This window comes from Paenibacillus agaridevorans, assembly GCF_003112455.1.
Lineage (GTDB): Bacteria > Bacillota > Bacilli > Paenibacillales > Paenibacillaceae > Pristimantibacillus > Pristimantibacillus agaridevorans.
On sequence record NZ_BDQX01000291.1, the window covers coordinates 65,777 to 85,096 of the forward strand.

Genomic DNA, 19,320 nt, shown 5'->3' on the forward strand with positions numbered 1-19,320 from the left:
CATTTGATCAATCGAGGAGGTTTTTGGCCATGAAAGCAACGAAATTATCCTTAGTGGCATTGATAACGGCATTGATGGTGATTGTAACGGCATGTTCCGGCAATAACGGAGGAAATACCCCGCCGAGTCCCAGCAACTCTGCAGGACCGGGGGAGAGTGCAGCGACGCAGAAGCCCGAGCCGCCGAAGGAAAGAACCAAAGTCGAGGTTCTGTCGTGGTGGGACTTCACCCAGTCGGAGCCGCTCAAGCAACTGAAGGCCAAGTTCGAAGAGTTGAATCCGGATCTGGAGATGGAATATATTCAGATCGGCTCGGGTTATGCAGACAAGGTTCTGACGATGATCGCGGGCGGCGGCGAGATGCCTGAGGTGATGATGCTGGCTATGGACAGAATTCCGGTATACGCGGAGAAAGGAGCGATTCTTTCCCTGGAAAGCTACGTTTCGGACGAATATCTCTCAAGCGCGTATCCAGTCGTCTCCAACGCGTTGTCATTTGAAGGCAAGCCGTTTGCCGTAGCGAGGGATATTACGAGCAAAGTCATGTTTTTAAACAAAAAGATGTTCGATGACGCCGGCGTGGCCTATCCCAAGGAAGACTGGACATGGGAGGACTTCAGAGCGATTTCGAAGCAGTTGTCGGGCGACAGCCAATGGGGCTTTTATTTCCCGAAATACGCGGACGGTTATACGTCTTGGCTCATGCAAAATAACGGCGGGCTCGTGACGCAGGACGGCCAGTCGATGCTGGGCAAGCCGGAGAGCGTGGAAGCGCTTCAGTTCCTGCACGATCTCGTGCATGTCGATAAGTCGGCGCCTACGGAAAGCCAGGCTCAGCAATTCGGCTCCAACGACGTATCGACGTTTGTGGCGGGCAAGGTTGCCATGATCGCGGGAGGCTTGTCCTATACGGCTACGTTCGAGAAAGAAGGGGTCGAATATTTGATTCGTCCGCTGCCGCAAGGGAAGCAGAAGCTCAGCACATCCTTCGTTAATGCATGGGTCATTCCGAAGGGGGCTGATAACCCGGATTTGTCGTGGCGCGTGCTTGAGTTTTTGAGCGGGAAGGAAGCCCAGCAAATCGCCCTGGATACGGGGATGGGCTTGCCGGCGGTGCAAGGCGTCGATATGAAGTCGTTCCTGGAGAAGCATCCCGATAACCGCTATTTGATCGAAGCGCTGTCGTACAGCGTTCCGTTCCCGACGCCGGTGCACGGAGCAGCGTTTAACACGGAAGTTGCCAAGCAATTCGATCTGATGTGGCTGGGCCAGAAGTCGGTGCAGGAGGCAGTCGACGCGGTCGAGAAAAACGCGGCTTCTGTACTGTCGGGCGGCAAGTGACGATGGTTAACGATTTTGGCGAGTCTATGCTGTTCCTTGCCATCGATGGCGGAGGTACGAAGACGGAGGCGGTCGTCGCGGACAGGGGCGGCCGCTGCCTCGGCAGAGCCGTCTTCGGCGGCTCGAATCCGAATTTTGTAAGCTTCGAAGCGGCGGCGCATGCGGTTGCGGCAGCCGTCCGCAGCGCGCTGGAGGCGGCTTCGGCTTCCCCGGGCCGTATAGCGAAGGCAGCCTGCTGCATCCCCGGGATGAAAAAGCATAGGGAAGAGCTGTCGCGGCTGCTGGAGGATGAGCTGGGCTTGGCGTCGGTCTTATACGATAGCGACATGGATAGCACGCTGTTTGGCGCGCTTGGCGCCAAGGAAGGGATCGCGGTGCTTGCGGGCACCGGTTCGTTCGCAATGGGCGTTAATGAGCATGGCGATAATTTCGTGGTCGGGGGATGGGGGCCCATCATCGGCGATCCCGGAAGCGGCTATGCTGTGTCGGCAAGCGCCTTGCGAGCCGCCGCGCTCGCCCATGAAGGCAGAGGACCGAACACGTTGATCAGCGACAAGCTGAAGCGGCATTATGGCGTCACGGATATCGCGCAGCTTAAGTCCGTCATATCGGCGGACAACACAGGCAGTCTGACCTATCTCGTGCGCGAGGCTGCATGCGAAGGCGACGGCGTTGCGAAGAAGCTGGTCTTCGAGGCAGGTGAGCAGTTGGCCGAGCTGGCACAGGCCGTTATCAAGCGACTGGATATGGACGATGCCCGTTACAAGGTTGTTTTGACCGGCGGGATGACGGTATTCGGAGATCCTTTATTATCCGCCTTCACCGCGTCATTGCGCAGAGAATGTCCAAGCATTACAATCGGGACGCCGTTCGGTCCCCCGTCAGCAGGCGCGTTGATGTTGGCTTATCGCGCTGCCGGCGTGCCCTGGAGCGACGATCTGCTGAGCAGTCTAAAGATGACCTTGCTTTGACCTGAGAATTGGCATATAGAATTCAATCGAGAGGCGGAATTGGATGTTACCCCTTACCTACTTTCAGAACATGAGGAGCGTGCTCGACAAAATCGAGTCCACGCAACTAAATGCAATTGATCAAGCCGCGCGCGCGATTGCCGGCAGCCTGGAGAACGGCGGCATCTGGCATCTGCTGGACACCGGCCATATGCTGATGTACGAAGGCGTGGGGAGAACGGGCGGCATGATGGCGGTGCGTCCGGTGCGGGTTACAGTCGATGTTTCCAATCCGACGCGTTACCGCGAAGCGGACGTCACGCGGACGCGCAAGAAGGCTTTTATGGATGAGATCGAAGGATTGCCCGCATTCATAGTAAACAAAAGCAATATGCTCGCCGGCGATATATTGATGATCGGGTCGGTGTCGGGCATCAATGTATTGCCCGTGGAGTTGGCTCTGTATGCCAGAGAACTCGGACTGACCGTCATTGCGATTACCGCCGTCGAATATTCGAGCTTCCTGACTTCGGCGCATAAGAGCGGCAAACGGTTGTTCGAAGCCGCCGACATCGTCGTGGACAATTGCTCCAATGTCGGAGATACGGTGCTCCATGTGGACGAATTGGATATTGGCTTATGTCCTTCCTCCGGCATCGCGGCTTCGTATTTGTTCTGGGCGATCGAAGCGCGAGTGGTGGAGCTGCTCGTAGCGGCAGGGAAGAAGCCGAGCATCTATAAGAGCAATCATATGCCTGGCGCGGGCACGCATAACAGCGAAGCATGGGCCACTTACGAAAAGGAAGGGTACTGACGCCATGCAACACAAGCTGGAGAACGATTTTATCGCCGTAACTTTCGACGAAAGCAGTCTCGGCATTGTATCGCTGCTTAACAAAGAGACTGGCGATGACTGCGTCAAGCACGAACAGGTTCGGCCTTTGTTGGCGCTCTGGACGTCAAAACGCGGAGAAACCGGGCGTCCCGCAGGTCCTTTGGAGGGCATAAGGCTGTTGTCCTGCCAATCCGCAGCTACAGCGGACGGCTCCAAGATGTTGGAGCTGACGTTCGAAGCCGGTCCGGGCGGCATCCGGAGCAGCGAGCTTGGAGGAGCGGTGAGCAACGAACTTGACGGGGGCGGTGGCAACGTACTTAACGTGCCGGGGAGGAATGCGGCGATCGGCGCGGTTGTCCGAATTCGTCTTGCTCCGGCCAGCGGAGAATGTTATTGGAGTCTCGAGATCCGCAACGAAGATGCGGACTATGACGTGACGGAGGTGTTATTCCCGTATCTCGGCGGTATGCAGCTAGGCTCGAACAGAAGCGAGAACCAACTCGTGTACCCGCATCATGCCGGGGAGAAGATTGGCGATCCCGTTCTGCATTACGCTTCGGACAAATACATGAATTTCTGGCGGGCGCAGTCCTTCCATTCGGATGACTGCTATTATCGGGAAATCAATTATTGCGGACTTGCCTCCATGACATGGATGTATTTGCACGACCGGAAGCAAGGCCTGTATTTCTCTTCGCATGACGAGCGGTTTCCGCTGACGGGCTTGCGAGTCGAGACAGGAGGACCCGAGGAGCCATGGCTGGGCCTGTCGTTCCGTAAATTCCCGCAAGTCGGTACGGGGGAGAAGTGGCATTCCGGCGAATATTGCCTTGCGCTCACGAATTGCGATTGGCACTGGGGAGCCAAACGGTACAGACAGTGGATCGATGGCCATATCGCGATGCCTGAGCACCCTTCCTTCCTTCAAGATGAATATGTTCTTCATCAGTGCTACAACTTCAAGAGGCAGGAGAACATCGACAAGCGGTTTGCCGATATTCCCGCGATGTACGATCAAGGCAAGTCGGCATTCGATATGAGACATATGCTGCTCGCTTCCTGGAACCGCAAGGGCTTCGACCGGGATTATCCCGAATTTCAGCCCGACATGGAGCTGGGCACGCCATGGGAGCTGTACGAAGGTTGCAGCTACGTGAAGGAACAGAACGGCTTCGTCACGTTCTACATCAATGCCAGAATCTTCGACGTGGATTCGGATTTTTTCCCGACGCTGGGCCGGCGATGGGCGATCAAGGATCAGGAAGGCGGGATGATGCACGAAGAGTACGGCCCGAACCGCTTCGTCGCGCTATGTCCCTCTCACGACGAATGGCAAAATTATTTGCTCGACATGTCGCGATGGATGGTGCGCAGCTACGGCGCAACCGGCATCTATCTCGATCAACTGGGCTCCGCCGACCCGTATCCGTGTTACGATTCCGGACATTCCCACGTTCGACCGGACGAATTTAATACCGGTTATTTGCGGGTATTGAGGAAGCTGCTGCCCGAAATGCGGAAGATGAACCCGGACAGCTTTCTCATGATCGAGAATTGCGGCGACATCTACGGCAGCCACGTGTGGGGGAATTTGACCTGGAACGGCGAGAAGTACGACGAATTTTTTAATTTGTACAAATATACCTTCCCCGAATATGTCCAAATCAACATGGTCAATCCCAGGCGAGGGCTGTCCGGCAGCGAGCGGTACGAGCAGCTTCGGAGAGATACGGCTAGGGCGATGCTCTTAGGGGCGGTATTCTGGATCGGGATGGATAAGTTCAAGGACGCGGATGATATCACGCTCCGCTTTATGGAACAGGCGGTAAAGCTGCGCGGCAAGCTGCAGCCGTTCGTCCGCCAAGGCGTCTATGTCGACGATGACGGAATCGCGTTCATCCGCGCTTCGGGGGCCGTTAAGGTCAGCCATTGGATCCTGCAGGACGGCGGACATCTGTACGTGATCGACAATCTGAGCAAGGCGACGGGGTATTTCGAGGTCGAGGCGGCGAGCGTCGGAGCTGTCGGGGAGAGCGCAGACGACGGCGGGCTGCAACTATGGACGGCGGAGCTGGGAGGCGATGAAGGAGAGGTTTCCTGGCAATGGCTCGACGGCAGGCTGAGAATGGCGTTGCCGGAATCGGAGCTGAGCTGCATCGTGGTGAACGCGCGATGAAGCTGACCGTTCTGGGGAACAACGGCACGTTTCCGAGGCCGGGTGGCGCATGCTCCGGGTATTTGCTGGAGCATGGCGGACGTTTCGTTCTGCTGGAGTGCGGCAACGGCGTGATGAGCAGATTGCAGACATTGTGTCCGATCGATCGGCTGGAAGGCATCGTCGTGTCGCATCTTCACGATGATCATTGCGGGGATCTGCGCATATTGAAGTATGCCGTGGAGACGAAGCGGGCGCTGGGCGCAATGGAGCGGATTATTCCCGTCTATATGCCGGCTTCGCCGGGAGCGGAAGCGGGTCAACTGCATTATCCCGAAGCATTTGACACGGGTACGATCAACGAGAATACTCGGCTTGCTATCGGCGATCTGCACTTCCGATTTGCCCGGATGATGCATTCTGTCGAAACCTATGCAGTGGAAGTTTCTTGGGGATGCGGCAACAGGCTGGTTTATTCCTCCGATACGACGCTGCACGAAGGTTTGATCGAATTTGCCAAGGGAGCGGATGTGCTGCTATGCGAGGCGACAACGGCGCGGAGAGGCGCCGTTGCTCTGCCGCACATGACGGCGGGGGAAGCCGGTTATGCCGCACGGACAGCCGGCGTCGGCCAGCTTATTTTGACGCATTTTTGGTGCGATGAGAAGGAAGAGGAGTGCCTCCAAGAGGCGCAGGCCTATTTCGACAACACGGAGACGGCAGAGGAGATGAAGCAATACGAGTGGTAATCGAGCCCAATTAGAAACGGGTACGGGGAGGAATGAATGACTATGAACGTTCTACGAAAGTTGGGAAGAAGGAGCCAAAGCTGGACCGCGCCGCTTGCAACGGTCCTATTGGCCGCGATGTTGTACGTGTTGCCGCTGACGACTGCGGATGCGGCCGAGCTTGCCGCCAATCCGCTGGTGACGGGATCGCTTGCTCCTGGCGCCATTACCGTGCATGACGGGACGGTGACGGGCGGCAGCCACCAGTCTTTGCGGAACAACGATCAGAACTATTACGTCATACAAGCGGGTGCTGCCGGCGCGGGCTACGAAGTCGATTATTCGTTCTCGGCGACGCTTGGAGCGGAGAAAAGCCGGCTTCGAAGTCTCTTTATTCCGATCGATGGCAAATCATCGCTAGCCGGTGTATCCCGGGAAACGCTGCTATGGAACTTCGGCACGTCTAATTGGGATGTGGTCGCTAGTTCGACAACCGGCATTACCGACAGCGAGCTTCTCTATTCGTCCAATGTCCCGACCGCATTTGCCCCTTACGTGTCCCCGTCATCCGAAGTGCGGGTTCGGCATACATTGACATCCGTCGCATCCTTCACCGCTTCTTCGGATTATATGAATATCCTCTATGAATACAGTGATGCAGCGAACCTGCTGGCAGCTTCTTATGATGCGGACACCGTTCGTCTGGCGGAAGGAACGGTCTCGGCCAATGACGCATCCAAGCTAGCCGATCGGGACGGCATTGCTTATTCCGTGTCCTCTGCGGCCAACAAGGCTGACTGGCAAACGCAATTCACCTTGGAGCAAGCCGCCAACCAGATCCGGACGTTAGTTGTCGAATACGACGGAAGCTATTCCTCCGAAGCTAATACGCAGTGGCTGTCGCTCTGGAACTACGAGACCGGCAACTGGGAGGTCGTGTACGATACGCCGGCGCGGCCGGAAGGATCCGCGGCAAGATGGGCGGTATCGGACGCGGTCGCGATCGGGCGCTACGTTTCCGCTAACAACGATATCCGCGTGCGTCTCTACAATTCGGGATCCGGCGCGTTCGTACGGCATTCCGACTACTTAAACGTTACCGTCTATTATGAGCCGACCCTCGGCTACAAGACGTTTTCTCCCGACGCGGCGACTGTCGAATTCGGCACCGCGACCGGCGGCAACGCGGCGAGTCTTGCGCAACGCGACTTGAACAAGCTCGTAATCGCAAGCGATGCGAGCAAGCGAATCGCCTGGATAAGCGAAGCGGGGTTGACCGGCGTTGATAAGCGCAAGGTGACTTCGCTCACCGTGTCGATGACGATGAACAGCAGTACAAGCGCAACAAATCCCATGTATTTATCCCTCTGGAACTTCGATACCGGCTCCTGGCAAGTGCAGAAAACGATGAAGACGCGGACAGAAGAGGAGACGATCCGCTTTACAATAACCGATCCTTTGCACCTGGAGAGCTATATCTCCGACGCTTCGGAGGTTCGGGCGAGGGTATACAATTCTGCGGTGTCGGCTACGCCGGCCTATACGAGGGCAACCGATTTGCTCCATTTCGCAGTGGAGTACGGGGAAGTGACCGCATTCGAATTCGCGATGATCAGCGACGTTCACGAGTTCGTTGGACATAACAACTTCCTGTCCGTCATTGATGATCTAAATACCGTCGTCCAGCCGGCATTTATCGTAAATACGGGCGACGTGACCGATCATGGCGTCCCGGCCGAATTCGACCAATATGCGATCGACAGAGCGTTGATTGAATTTCCTCTGTACGAGGTGCCGGGCAACCACGATGTGCGCTGGTGGAATTCCAACGGCAAAAAAGATTACGAGCAGAAGGTTGGACCGCTTTATCAATCCTTCGACTACGGAGGCGTGCATTTCGTCTTGCTGGACTCCACGGTAACGTTGGAGAACGACGGCAAGCTGTCGCCCAAGCTGCTGAATTGGGTGGCGTCGGATCTGGCAAACGTGTCCCAGGATACGCCGATCATTTTTTTCGCCCATCATCCATTCGAAATTTTGCGCAACGTGACGGCCAAACAAGAATTGCTCGATCGATTCCGGAATTATAACATCGTGGCTTATTTGAGCGGGCATATGCACCGCTGGGACGAGTCGGTGGAGAACGGCGTTCCATGGGTGTTTATCGGTCAACTGAAGGAGTACCAGGAGTACATTCGGGTAAAAATCACGCCCAACAAGTTTTATATTACGCGCAGAGACGCGGCAACGGGCAATGAAACAGCGTACCTCCAGGGAGACATGCGCAATAAGCGCAAGCCTTCGTGGGAAATAACAACCGCTTCGGCCCTGTCGAACGGAAACGTGAACGTGGCCGTTCAAATGAACGACTTGCCGGACGGCATCGTATCGGTTCAAGCCAACATAGACAATTACGGCGGATGGACGACGTTGAACAGGCTGGGAAGCACCCAAACGTGGACAGGGACAATCGACATCTCCGCCTATTCGCCGGAAATACCGTATGGCAAGCACTTTGTTGCTGTACGAATGACCGACTTGAACGGTGAAGTTTGGAAAACGTATAAGGAATACGAGTGGGGCGGAGGCGCTGTTGCGACCAAGTGGACGTACAAGACGGGCGGCATGATTCAAGCGCCGCCGACGTATCACGAAGGCCGCGTATACGCGGGTTCCGAGGACGGCAAGGTATATGCGATCAACGACAGCGACGGCAGTCTCGCATGGTCGTACCAGACGGGCGGAGACATCCTCTCATCGCCGGCGGTCTACGAACGGGCAGCGCCGCAGTCCGACCTTATTTTGATCGGCTCCCATGACAAGAAGCTATACGCGTTGAATGCGGACACCGGAGTGCCCGAGTGGACGTACACGACAGGCGGCAGCGTGATCTCCAATCCGCTTGTTGAGGGCGGCGTCGTTTATTTCGGCTCCGGCGATTTGTACATTTATGCTCTTGATGCGGATGACGGAACCCTGATGTGGCGCTACTTGACCGAAGGGCTGCTGCGACAGACGCCAATTCTGGAAGGCGGCAAGCTTTATGCCAACGTACGCGACAAACATGTGTGGTATGCGCTTAATGCAAGCGACGGCAGCTTGTACTGGCGAGGCAACGCCAACACTGACGATTCGTTATTCGTCATCGCCGACGTGGAGCCGCTGTATGCAGGCGGACAGCTATGGGTCATCAATCCTATGCCGGGCAAGATCAGCAGACTTAATCCCGCCACAGGAGCGGTCTCCTGGTCCGATTCCACAGGGAAGAGCTTCTCTTCGCGCGGCGGTGCGACGGACGGTACGAATGTATTTTATGCGACGCATCACGGACGAATCATATACGCATTTGATGCAATGACGGGAACGGTCGATTGGATCAAGGATTTGCGGGCTGGCGCTACCGATTCGGACCTGCAGCAATATTCGGTCAACAGCGGACTCGTCTATGCCGACGGCATCCTCTTCCAGGTAGCCGAACGCGGCCGGGTCATCGGGATGGATCCCGCCAACGGCAATATTCTGTTCAAGTACGATGCCGTGGGGTATCCGGAGCGCGTGCTGTGGTCGACGCCATCCGTCGCCAACGGGACGGTTTATATGGGCGGTATAGACGGAGTGGTTTACGCGATCCGTTATAACGGCATTTAAGGTTTTTACGAGGGGCTGCCTTTGGGCAGCCTTTTTTGTCGTTAAAAGTTTAGGATAATATGCGACTAAAAGCAGACGAAAAGAGCGGCTGTATGCGTTAAACAGTAGGCGAGCGTGCTGATGTAGGCGAGCAATAGCTGTAGGCGTTAAAAACGCCGATGGATCGGAAAGTAACTTTGATTAGCGTCCATAGGCTTTAGGAACGCTTATGGCATCAGAAAGAAGGCGAACGAGCAGCTGTTGACGTTAAAAACGCCGATGGGCCGGAAAGTAACTCTGATTAGTGTCCATAGTCGTTAGTAACGCTTATGGCATCTTGAAAGAAGGCGAGCGAGCAGCTGTATGCGTTAAAAACGCCGATGGGCCGGAAAGTAACTCTGATTAGCGTCCATAGGCGTTAGTAACGCCTATGGGGCCAAAAAGTGGGCGATCGAGCAGCTGTAGGCGTTAAAAACGCCGATGGATCGGAAAGTAACTTTGATTAGCGTCCATGGCGTTATTAACGCTTATGGCTTCAGAAAGAAGGCGAACGAGCAGCTGTAGACGTTAAAAACGCCGATGGACTGGAAAGTAACTCTGATTAGCGTCCAAAGGCGTTAAAAACGCTTATGGGCCGGAAAGTAACTCTGATTAGTGTCCATAGTCGTTATTAACGCCTATGGATCCAAAAAGTGGGCGAGCGAGCAGTTTTAGGCGTTAGTAACTCTTATGGCTCCAAAAAGTTGTTGTCCGCGGCTGCTTTCCTTTAATGCCTGTTTCTCATCGCTCATGTTGGGGTAAGCCTATGTAAGAGAATGCAACATATTTCTTGTACATGGAGGGTGATCCATATGATTAAGCTTGGAGTAACGGTATTGGCGGGGGCGCTGTTCCTTACGGGGTGTTCGGACGAAACAGGAGCGGGCAACGTCCAGGATCAGCCGCAGGAGGAGCAGCACCAAGAACAACGGGCAACGGAAACGGCTCCATCTAACGAAGAGTGGGATTACAAGCAAGGGCGAGTCGTTGCCATTGATGTGCCCAAGCTGCTAGTCGTGCAGAGTGCGGACATTACCGATCTGGAGCTGGCGCCGACGAAGGAAGCGCTCGAAGAGCTGCTCGACGTCGTGAAGCCGGATGCCGTATGGGTGACCGTATCGGACGAGTCGCTGTTGGAAGGTATTGAAGTAGGAGATGAGGTCAACGTCGAGATTGCGGGAGAACTTACCAATACATATCCTGCAGAAGGAACCGCGACGGATGTGAGGGAAGTCATTGAAGTATCTTAATGAGTTGACGATTCTCGTACCCGTACAATGGATGGATCCATGAGAAAGCGGCAGCCAAGGACAAGAAATCATGTCTATCAGCGTTCGCCGAGAGGACTCCCACTTCTTCAAGTGGCGAGGTGAATCGGCGACATCTTGCATTCGCGCACAAAATGTTCTTCCTTTTTTCCTCTTGAAGCGATACAATATACGGGAACAAATGTTCCTATACAAAGTGAGGGAGGAGGTGAAGTTATGGCAGATGCAAAAGCCGCATACAGAACTTATCAAGTTTGGGTTAAGCCGGGCCATCGACTGTTTGGCTACCTGGATGAAGCATGCCAGAGAGCCAAAAATCTGTACAATACCACGAATTTTTATATTCGTCAGGTGTTTACGGCATGGGGGCGTCAGGAGGATCTTCAGCCTCTACAACAACAAGTCATGGACACGCTGGCCACGCAGATTGGTGCAATGAATGAACGACGGAGCGAGAAAAATCGTTTACACGCATTTGAGCTGCCGTCACCGGAAAAGCCTTTTGTATCGTATGCCTTCCTGGACGCCTTATTCAAAGTGATGGAGCAAACGGATTATCGCGCACTCCCTGCACAGAGCAGTCAAGGAATCATGAAAGTGGTGTTCCAGAATTGGAAGGCTTTCTTCGCCAGCATGAAGGATTACCGAAAGCATCCAGAGAAGTACACGGGCAAACCTAACATCCCGGGGTATGCTCGGGGCACAGCTAAGGAAGTTGTGTTTTCTAATCAGGATTGTATCGTTAAAGGCGGGAGATTTCTTAAGCTTCCCAAGACCAAACTGCAGCTTAACATCGGCAAGCTGGGCCGTACCGAGGGACAGCTGATGCAGGTGCGCGTAGTTCCAAGCAATGGACGTTACGTCGTCGAACTAGTCTTCACTCGTCCGGTGAAGAAGGAAGAGGAAGTAAATCATTCTGATATACTAATGGACGCAAATGCTCCGCAATTACTAATGGCCGTTGATTTGGGAGTGGACAATCTTGCAACCATTGTCACGACATCCGGCTCGAAGCCGATGATCGTGAAGGGCAGGATCGTCAAAGCGATCAATCAATATTACAACAAAATGAAGGCGCACTACACCGGTATCCTTCGTCAAGGCAAGGAACCGCGAGAAGGAATGCATACGTCTAAACGGCTGGAACGCTTGCATCTGAAGCGACATCGCCGGATCAAAGACCTGTTCCACAAAGTGAGCCATCACATCATCAAACTGGCTGTGGAACAACGCATTGGCACCATCGTAATTGGTCATAACGATGGATGGAAACAAGAAACTGCCATGGGACGTCGCAACAATCAATCGTTTTGTCATATTCCGCATCAGATGTTGATAGACATGATCCAGTATAAAGCGGAAGAACAAGGGATAACGGTCATCCTGATCGAGGAGGCTTACACATCAAAGGCGAGCTTCTTGGACCAGGATTCGCTACCATGTTATGACGAAGGGAGAACCGTTACATTCACCGGCAGACGAATCTGTCGCGGACTGTACCGGAGTCTGAAAGGTTGGATTCATGCCGATGTCAACGGCGCGGCGAACATTATGCGCAAAGTATTCCCAAACGTCACTCCACAAGGAGCGAATGGGATAGAGGGGTTGGATGGTAACCAGACCATCAACGTGTCAACTCCGCTGGTGTTAAGCATCCTGAACAAGTCAGGTTGAGACATCAGAAACCTCCACTTCAACCGAAGCGTTAGCAACGGTAAGTGGTGGGAGTATTCATGGTGCCGCTTTTTTGCTGTGAAACGATGATTAATCCTCCGTTCTGTATTCCAGCAGATCTCCGGGCTGGCAGTCCAACGCCCTGCAGATCGACTCCAATGTCGACGTGCTGCTCGCGGATCGCCAGACGACAGGCGGCTACCCCCGCATCGCGCATGTCGCGACCGTCGACATCCCGGATGTTCGCTCAGCTGCGGCCGGGCACGGAGGTTTGTTTCGAGCGCATCACACATGCAGAAGCCGAGAGTTTGCTGTTGGCATCGGAGAAGGACTACCGCATGCTAAAAACGGCGATCGCGCTCAAATTCCGATAGCGCGACCGCCGTTTTTCCGGGGCAGTTTTATTTTTTTATTTGAAAAACAAAAAATGAGTAGGCAGCTTGCGCAACGATCCGTCCGACGGCTTGTTAATAAGCTTGCCGTTAAAGACAAGCGATGAGGACCCGCCTCCGTCCAGATTATAAGCGTCTATCGCGCCATAACCCTTTAGCAAGTCCTGGAGTTCCCCGAGCGTCGCGCCGGAGCTCCCTGCTTCATTGTACCCGTCCGTAACGAGAATGAGCAGTTGATCGTCCTTGTAGTTCGCGATGACGGTACGCGGCGCACGGCGAGGACTGACCTGCCACTTGAGCGGAATGCTCTGGGCGGCTCCCCCGCGCAGCAAGACGGGGACGAAGGAAGCGCCGTATTTTGGCTTCAGGGCGTCCAACTTGTCCTTGCTGGCGAATTTGCCGCCGATCAATTTGTTTTTATCGTTCATCCCGACAAAAAACAAATCCGAATAAGAAGCTTCGAAGCCGGTCACATATTTGCCGTCCACGATCGTGTTGCTCAGCGGGTAACGTTTGCCGCCGCCGTCGGCGAAGCCGCCCGCATTGACGCCGACCGCCGCCTTATGCGACTGGACGGCTTGCATCGTAGTCTGGGCTTGTCCGATCTCTGAGCCGCCGAGCACCATCTTCATGGCATCGCCTGACTTCAGCTTGATCTTGACCGCGTAACTCTTAAACGAATCGTTGCTCAGATAGAACAGCTGAGCGCGAAGCTTGTCCGTATCGATCGTGGCGGAAGGCTTGCCGAGCTTCGACGTAATCTTCGCGTCGTAGATAGCGAGCGGCCTTGCCGCTTGCGTGGCGGCAAGCTTGGAAATTGCGGTCATCTCCGCGTTGGTTCTATTGTACAAATCGAGCTGTTTCTTGATGGACTCTCCGGTTCCTATAGCCGTTTCGCGAGCGGCATCCAGTCCGCCGTAAGCTTCCGATAACAGAGCCTCCGGTCTGGCGAGCGGTTCGGAGGAGGCAAACTCCGCTCCGTCAAGTCCCGAGAGCTGGACGGCCATTCCACTGGCGATAAGCCAAATCAAGATGCCGACGAAGGGCGACAAGGCGAGAAGCGCCGTGCGATTCAACGTTTTGGCCGTGATGTTCATTTAAGCACGTCCAAGCTTTTTTTCAATTCGTCCAGTTGCTTCTTGACCTCGTTAAGCTGAGTATATAGCTTGTTGCTATTATCGGTCTTGGTATCGGCGTTATCCTTGGTAAACGTAAGCAGTTCATTTAAAGCGTCGATCTTGCCTTTAAGCTCCGTCATTTCGGCCGCATAGCCGGCATCCAGATCCGCAAGCTTGGCGTCGTACGCCTGCTGCATCACCTGGAGTTGAGCGGAGGTTTGCCGTTCGATATCCGCCGTAATATCCTGTTGCATCCGATCCGTGTACCACTTCGCCATATAGAAGCCGCCGCCGATGAGCACCGCCCATACGGATACGAACACGACGAGCGACACTACGCTTCTTCGCCTGCGCGTCGCATGCTCCTGACGGCTTGCAAGGTTGCTTTCCAAACTTACTTCATTCATCTATTCATTCACCTCTCAAGCCTGAATTATGTGTCGCCGCGGATGAACGAACCGTTGTGTGCAATATTGCCCCTGTCCCTTTTTGCCTACCAGTAAGGACGCTTTTTATGCCGAAAGGTTGCGAATGTCATCTTATTGTAACAAAGAGGGGCGCGGCGTCCTTGGTTTTCGAAAGTGCAAATGTTGGTTTATAATAGAGACATGTTAGCAGAAAGGTGAGGTGGCAACCATGGCAGAACAACAATCGAACCAGTACGAGAAGGTCGCATTCGCGGGCGGATGCTTCTGGTGCATGGTGACGCCGTTCGAGGAAATGCCGGGCATCGTCTCGGTCGTATCCGGTTATATAGGCGGTCATACCGTCAACCCGACGTACGAGGAGGTTTGCTCCGAAACGACTGGACATGCGGAAGCCGTGCTGATCACTTATGATCCGGCGGTATTCCCGTTCCGGAAGTTGCTCGGCATCTTCTGGCAGCAGATCGATCCGACCGATGCAGGCGGCCAGTTCCACGACCGCGGCGAATCATATCGCACGGGTATCTTCTATTACACGGAGGAGCAGCGGCAGGAGGCAGAGGCTTCCAAGGCCGAGCTTGCAAGCAGCGGACGCTTCGACAAGCCGATCGTGACGGAGATTACGGAGGCGGAAGTCTTTTACCCTGCAGAGGAGTACCATCAGGATTATCACAACAAGAATCCGTTCCGTTACAAAATGTACCGCAGAGGCTCCGGCCGCGACGCCTTTATCGCGGAGCATTGGTCGGCAAAGAAGGACCAGCAGGAACTGAAGCGAAAGCTGACCCCCATTCAATACAACGTGACGCAGGAGAACGGGACGGAACGTCCGTTCACTGGCGAATACTGGGATCATACGGAGGACGGCATCTACGTCGACATCGTGTCGGGCGAGCCGTTGTTCAGCTCCAAGGACAAGTACGACGCGGGCTGCGGCTGGCCGAGCTTTACGAAGCCGCTTCAGAAAGCCGCGGTGACGGAGCATACGGATTCGAGCCACTTCATGGTTCGCGTCGAGGTGCGGAGCAGGGAAGGCGACTCCCATCTCGGCCATGTCTTCGAAGATGGTCCGCAACCGACTGGGCTGCGGTACTGCATTAATTCGGCTTCCCTCCGGTTCGTGCCGAAGGAAAAGCTTGCCGAAGAAGGATATGGCGAATACGCTTATTTGTTCAACTAAGCCAGACCAATATCAGAGTAACAGCTGTATTTTTTTGAGGGTTAACCAAACATGGGCACAGAAGGAGACTGGAGCAATGAGCATGGAAACACCCGCAACGAATGCGCCTGTAGAGCGCAAGTCTATGGACGTCTTGGAGGCCATACGCACGCGCCGTTCCATCGGCAGAGTGAAAAGCGATCCGGTGGATCGCGCGGTCATCGAGGAACTGCTGGAAGCGGCAAGTTGGGCGCCCAGCCACTTCAACACGCAGCCTTGGCGCTTCATCGTCATGACGGGCGACGGAAGAGCGGCGCTTGGCGAAGGGTACGCCAATGTGGCCAAGTCGGGCTGGCCCGAGATGAGTGCCGAGGAGTTAGAGGCGAAGCTGCAGAAGGAGCGGGCCAAAGCGTACCGTTCGCCCGTTGTCATCGCGGCTGTTTACTCCAAGTCGGAGGACTCGCGCGCCGTATATTCGGAAGAATTGGCGGCTGCCCAGGCTGCCGTTCAGAACCTGCTGCTTGCAGCACACGCCCATGGCTTGGGAGCGATTTGGCGCTCTGGCGAGCCGATGTACAATCCGTTGATGCGCAGCGCGCTTGGATTAACGGAAGGCAAGGAAGAGCTGACCGGCCTCATCTACTTAGGTTATCCGGATATGGCGCCTCCTGCGCAAAAGCGCGCGCCGATCTCGGAGAAGACGGTGTGGCTGGAAGCTTGATCGATTGGTGAATTTGCATTGGAATTCCCTACTCCCGCCTGATGGCGGGGTAGGGCTTTTTGCGGTTTAGCGACGCTCCTGTTTACCATTTCCGCTCTATCAAATATGGAAAAGATTTGATAGAATAGGAGGTACCTTGGTTCGAATGAGACCAAAGACCTATTAAATAGATAGAGGAGAGAGCCGGCAGATGAAACGTTTTACGGCATTTATCGCAGCACTATTACTATCTTTAAGCTTGGCCACCGGCGCATCGGCGGCCACGCCAACGCCTCCCTCCATCTGGATTGACGGACAGCCGGTCAAGTTCGGCGAACAGAAGCCGTTTATCGAGAATGGCGTTACTTTCGTCCCGGTTCGCATGCTGCTGGAGGAGCTGGCTTTCGAGCTGGATTGGAACGAAAAGCTGAGAGTCGTTACGGCGACCGGCGAGAAGGCAACCATCATCCTGGAGATCGACCGCAAGACGGCGTATGTCAATTCCAAGCCGCAAGAGCTGGACGCTGCGCCCAAGATCCTCAACAAGACTACATACGTGCCGCTGCGATTTATCATTAGCGCATCCGGCTACGAGATCGAATGGCTGGAGGACATTCGCGCGGTGCTCATTGACACGATCCAAGAGAGCCGCGGCTTTATGTACAAGGTGGAGAACGGCGAAAACGTCGTTTACCTGCTTGGTTCCATCCACGTCGGCAACGATGCGATGTATCCTCTTCGCGACGAAATCACGGATGCCTTCCAGGAAGCGGACTTCTTGTCAGTGGAAGTGAACGGAGAATCGGATGAGGTTGATTATGAGAAGCTGCTAGGTAATCTCGGTTACTATAAGGACGGTACGACGCTTCGCAATCATTTGTCTACGGAAGGGTACGAAGCAGTCGTGCAACTCTTGACGGATCTGGAGCTGGAAACCAACACGCTTGATACGCTCAAACCTTGGTTCGCATCGTTTGTTCTGGACAGCTGGCTTCAAGAGGATTCGGAATTCGAAGCGGAGCTTGGCATCGATCAATATTTTATGGATCAAGCTATCAAGAAGGAAATTCCGATTTTGGAGCTGGAGTCGGCGGAGCTGCAATACAGAATGTTCGATAATTTCTCGGCCGAGCTGCAGGAAGGGATGCTCATGGGTTCCGTCTATGGCTTCTATAACGAAAGCGACAGCGTGCAGGATTTGTCTTCCATGTGGGTGGACGGGGATATCGAGATGCTGACCGAGCTCGCGGAAGATTCGAAGTCGAACGAGGAATATTACAACGCTGTCCTGAGGGACCGCAACGTGGGAATGGCAGAAGGTATCGACGGCTACTTGAACAACAAGGAAGCTTCAACGTTCTTTGTCGTCGTAGGTGCTCTGCACCTGCCCGGCGAGGACGGAGTAGTCGCGCTTCTGGAAGAGATGGGCTACACCGTTACCCGCATCTGATTGTTTCAACCTCGAAATGGCAACAAACAAGGCTGTCCCTTAGGTTAAAGACCTCATGGGACAGCCTTGTTTGTCTTTATCTTCGCTTACTAATTACCGGACATATTTTTTGATCGTAAAGTTCTCGCCTAGGACGAACCAGTTCTGCGGGAAAGAGACGCCAAGCACCCAATAGCTCACTCCGCGCAGCCCAAGCCGCTTTACGACGTCGAACTTCGCCTGGACGCTGCGCGCATCCTCGAACCAGACGACATGCTGGGCGCCCTGCTCGTCATAATAATAGAAGAACGGCGACTGAGACTCTTCGTCGTACTCAATTTCTGCGCCGTATTTCGCCGCTCGCTCCACGGCCGCGAAAGGGCTGACCGTCGGCGCCCATCGGCCGCCCGAGACGTATGGAAGCGTCCAGTCATAGCCGTACAGCGGCATGCCCATGACGACCTTGTTAGCCGGGATGACGCTAAGCGCGTAATTGACGACCTTTAGCACTTCGTTTAGAGGAGCGACGGCTCTCGGAGGTCCGCCGGACCAGCCCCATTCGTAGGTCATCAGAATGACAAAGTCGAGAATGCGCCCGTGTGCTTCGTAATCATGCGCCTCGTACAACGTGCCCGTTTGCGTGGCGGACAGCTTGGGCGCAAGCGCGGAGGAGACGAGATAGCCTTGCGGGCGCAGCGTGTCGACAAGCTTTTGCAGGAAAGCGTTATACAACTCTTTGTCGGCAGGCGGTACATATTCGAAGTCTACGTTCAGCGCCATATAGCCGTTCTGCGCCATAACGGCGACGATACCCGCGATGACGCGATTTTGAACCGCCTCATCGGCTACGACGGCATGGGCGATATCGGGACTGAAGTTGCCGTCCACGAAATTCGTGATCACCATCATGGGAGCGGCCCGCTTTGCGTATGCCGCGGCGATGATCGCCGTATCGTCCAGCGGCCTGAGACTTCCATCGGGCTGAACCCGATAGCTGAACGGGCTCAGAAAGGTCAAATATTCTCCGATTTCGTTCACGATGGCCACGCCGTTCTGCTCCAGCTTCTCGGTATAGGCATTGACTTCGATAACCGGCTTGGCCGTGGTCGGAATTTTCAGCATCTGGCCGGGGTAAATAAGAGCGGGATTCCGAATGCCGTTGGCGGATGCGAGCTCCTGGAGCGTGACTCCGTATCGTTGGCCAATCTGCCATAACGATTCGCCTGCGAGCACCTTGTGAGAAGCGGGAGACGGCTCCGTCGGCACGATGACAGCCTGCCCGATGACCAATATGCTTTGCTCAGACAAGCCGTTTGCGACGAGAATATGCGACAAAGGAACGCCGTAGTTTTGAGACAGCTTCCATAGCGAGTCCCCGTTCTTGACGGTATGAATGATCAAGACAATGACCTCCTTGTATATTCGGTACGTCCCGTTAAACCTTATCTCTATATGTATTCAGAAGAACATGTACCTAGACG

At 54.6% G+C, this 19,320-nt stretch carries 15 protein-coding genes and 1 pseudogene; 12 read left to right on the plus strand and 4 right to left on the minus strand.

Translation table 11 applies throughout. The annotated features are described in order from the left end of the window. Positions 1-29: 29 nt before the first annotated feature. The 8 genes from PAT3040_RS24285 (at position 30) to PAT3040_RS24320 (ending at position 12,616) form a co-directional block, all read left to right on the plus strand. On the plus strand, positions 30-1,340 hold the full coding sequence (locus PAT3040_RS24285) for an ABC transporter substrate-binding protein (protein ID WP_108994705.1): 1,311 nt from the start codon (positions 30-32) through the stop codon (positions 1,338-1,340). Between the two features lie 2 nt (positions 1,341-1,342). Then, positions 1,343-2,311 carry an N-acetylglucosamine kinase gene (locus PAT3040_RS24290; protein WP_108994706.1) on the plus strand — a complete coding sequence of 323 codons (969 nt, stop codon included), beginning with the start codon at positions 1,343-1,345 and terminating at the stop codon, positions 2,309-2,311. Positions 2,312-2,354: 43 nt separating this feature from the next. Next, entirely contained in the window at positions 2,355-3,104 is a 750-nt protein-coding gene (locus tag PAT3040_RS24295; protein ID WP_108994707.1) for a sugar isomerase domain-containing protein, read from the plus strand. Positions 3,105-3,108: 4 nt separating this feature from the next. Further along, entirely contained in the window at positions 3,109-5,301 is a 2,193-nt protein-coding gene (locus PAT3040_RS24300) for a DUF6259 domain-containing protein (protein ID WP_108994708.1), read from the plus strand. Next, positions 5,298-6,029 (plus strand): MBL fold metallo-hydrolase, encoded by a 732-nt coding sequence (locus tag PAT3040_RS24305; RefSeq protein WP_219930313.1) that lies wholly within the window; start codon positions 5,298-5,300, stop codon positions 6,027-6,029. Before PAT3040_RS24300 ends, PAT3040_RS24305 begins: the two co-directional genes overlap by 4 nt. Before the next feature lie 42 nt (positions 6,030-6,071). Continuing rightward, on the plus strand, positions 6,072-9,656 hold the full coding sequence (locus PAT3040_RS24310; RefSeq protein WP_181376805.1) for an outer membrane protein assembly factor BamB family protein: 3,585 nt from the start codon (positions 6,072-6,074) through the stop codon (positions 9,654-9,656). Positions 9,657-10,486: 830 nt separating this feature from the next. After that, positions 10,487-10,924: a DUF3221 domain-containing protein gene (locus PAT3040_RS24315; protein WP_108994711.1), complete on the plus strand. Its 438-nt coding sequence runs from the start codon at positions 10,487-10,489 to the stop codon at positions 10,922-10,924. A 234-nt stretch (positions 10,925-11,158) separates the two neighbouring features. Then, the gene (locus PAT3040_RS24320; protein WP_108994712.1) at positions 11,159-12,616 is read left to right on the plus strand and encodes an RNA-guided endonuclease InsQ/TnpB family protein; all 1,458 of its coding nucleotides are present in this window, start codon (positions 11,159-11,161) and stop codon (positions 12,614-12,616) included. 90 nt (positions 12,617-12,706) lie between these two features. Here the strand turns inward: PAT3040_RS24320 and PAT3040_RS36515 are convergent. Then, positions 12,707-12,778, minus strand: a pseudogene (locus PAT3040_RS36515) (helix-turn-helix domain-containing protein); the annotation flags it as partial. Positions 12,779-12,782: 4 nt separating this feature from the next. Between PAT3040_RS36515 and PAT3040_RS37375 the strand changes: the two are divergent. Next, entirely contained in the window at positions 12,783-13,115 is a 333-nt protein-coding gene (locus PAT3040_RS37375) for a hypothetical protein (RefSeq protein ID WP_181376806.1), read from the plus strand. Here the strand turns inward: PAT3040_RS37375 and PAT3040_RS24330 are convergent. Together PAT3040_RS24330 and PAT3040_RS24335 are read right to left on the minus strand one after the other, a co-directional pair. After that, complete coding sequence (locus PAT3040_RS24330) at positions 13,026-14,105, minus strand: phosphodiester glycosidase family protein (RefSeq protein ID WP_108994713.1); 1,080 nt, start codon at positions 14,103-14,105, stop codon at positions 13,026-13,028. The genes PAT3040_RS37375 and PAT3040_RS24330 overlap by 90 nt on opposite strands. Beyond that, entirely contained in the window at positions 14,102-14,533 is a 432-nt protein-coding gene (locus PAT3040_RS24335) for a hypothetical protein (protein ID WP_108994714.1), read from the minus strand. Before PAT3040_RS24335 ends, PAT3040_RS24330 begins: the two co-directional genes overlap by 4 nt. 229 nt (positions 14,534-14,762) lie before the next feature. Between PAT3040_RS24335 and msrB the strand changes: the two genes are divergently transcribed. The 3 genes from msrB (at position 14,763) to PAT3040_RS24350 (ending at position 17,860) form a co-directional block, all read left to right on the plus strand. Then, positions 14,763-15,731, plus strand: a complete 969-nt coding sequence (msrB, locus tag PAT3040_RS24340; protein ID WP_108994715.1) for a peptide-methionine (R)-S-oxide reductase MsrB — start codon at positions 14,763-14,765, stop codon at positions 15,729-15,731. A 76-nt stretch (positions 15,732-15,807) separates the two neighbouring features. Further along, the gene (locus tag PAT3040_RS24345) at positions 15,808-16,431 is read left to right on the plus strand and encodes a nitroreductase family protein (protein ID WP_258235134.1); all 624 of its coding nucleotides are present in this window, start codon (positions 15,808-15,810) and stop codon (positions 16,429-16,431) included. Between the two features lie 190 nt (positions 16,432-16,621). After that, positions 16,622-17,860 (plus strand): TraB/GumN family protein, encoded by a 1,239-nt coding sequence (locus PAT3040_RS24350; RefSeq protein ID WP_108994716.1) that lies wholly within the window; start codon positions 16,622-16,624, stop codon positions 17,858-17,860. A 93-nt stretch (positions 17,861-17,953) separates the two neighbouring features. Here PAT3040_RS24350 and PAT3040_RS24355 read toward each other — a convergent pair whose 3' ends face one another. Then, positions 17,954-19,240 carry a LysM peptidoglycan-binding domain-containing protein gene (locus PAT3040_RS24355; protein ID WP_108994717.1) on the minus strand — a complete coding sequence of 429 codons (1,287 nt, stop codon included), beginning with the start codon at positions 19,238-19,240 and terminating at the stop codon, positions 17,954-17,956. Between the last annotated feature and the right edge of the window lie 80 nt (positions 19,241-19,320).

Bases quoted from the DNA above. Each gene is read 5' to 3' on its own strand.
- PAT3040_RS24350 (WP_108994716.1), top strand. From the start codon at position 16,622: ATGAAACGTTTTACGGCATTTATCGCAGCACTATTACTATCTTTAAGC.
- PAT3040_RS24335 (WP_108994714.1), bottom strand. From the start codon at position 14,533: ATGAATGAAGTAAGTTTGGAAAGCAACCTTGCAAGCCGTCAGGAGCAT.
- PAT3040_RS24285 (WP_108994705.1), top strand. From the start codon at position 30: ATGAAAGCAACGAAATTATCCTTAGTGGCATTGATAACGGCATTGATG.
- PAT3040_RS24290 (WP_108994706.1), top strand. From the start codon at position 1,343: ATGGTTAACGATTTTGGCGAGTCTATGCTGTTCCTTGCCATCGATGGC.
- PAT3040_RS24315 (WP_108994711.1), top strand. From the start codon at position 10,487: ATGATTAAGCTTGGAGTAACGGTATTGGCGGGGGCGCTGTTCCTTACG.
- PAT3040_RS24310 (WP_181376805.1), top strand. From the start codon at position 6,072: ATGAACGTTCTACGAAAGTTGGGAAGAAGGAGCCAAAGCTGGACCGCG.
- PAT3040_RS24295 (WP_108994707.1), top strand. From the start codon at position 2,355: ATGTTACCCCTTACCTACTTTCAGAACATGAGGAGCGTGCTCGACAAA.
- PAT3040_RS24305 (WP_219930313.1), top strand. From the start codon at position 5,298: ATGAAGCTGACCGTTCTGGGGAACAACGGCACGTTTCCGAGGCCGGGT.
- PAT3040_RS24330 (WP_108994713.1), bottom strand. From the start codon at position 14,105: ATGAACATCACGGCCAAAACGTTGAATCGCACGGCGCTTCTCGCCTTG.
- PAT3040_RS24345 (WP_258235134.1), top strand. From the start codon at position 15,808: ATGAGCATGGAAACACCCGCAACGAATGCGCCTGTAGAGCGCAAGTCT.
- PAT3040_RS24300 (WP_108994708.1), top strand. From the start codon at position 3,109: ATGCAACACAAGCTGGAGAACGATTTTATCGCCGTAACTTTCGACGAA.
- msrB (WP_108994715.1), top strand. From the start codon at position 14,763: ATGGCAGAACAACAATCGAACCAGTACGAGAAGGTCGCATTCGCGGGC.
- PAT3040_RS24320 (WP_108994712.1), top strand. From the start codon at position 11,159: ATGGCAGATGCAAAAGCCGCATACAGAACTTATCAAGTTTGGGTTAAG.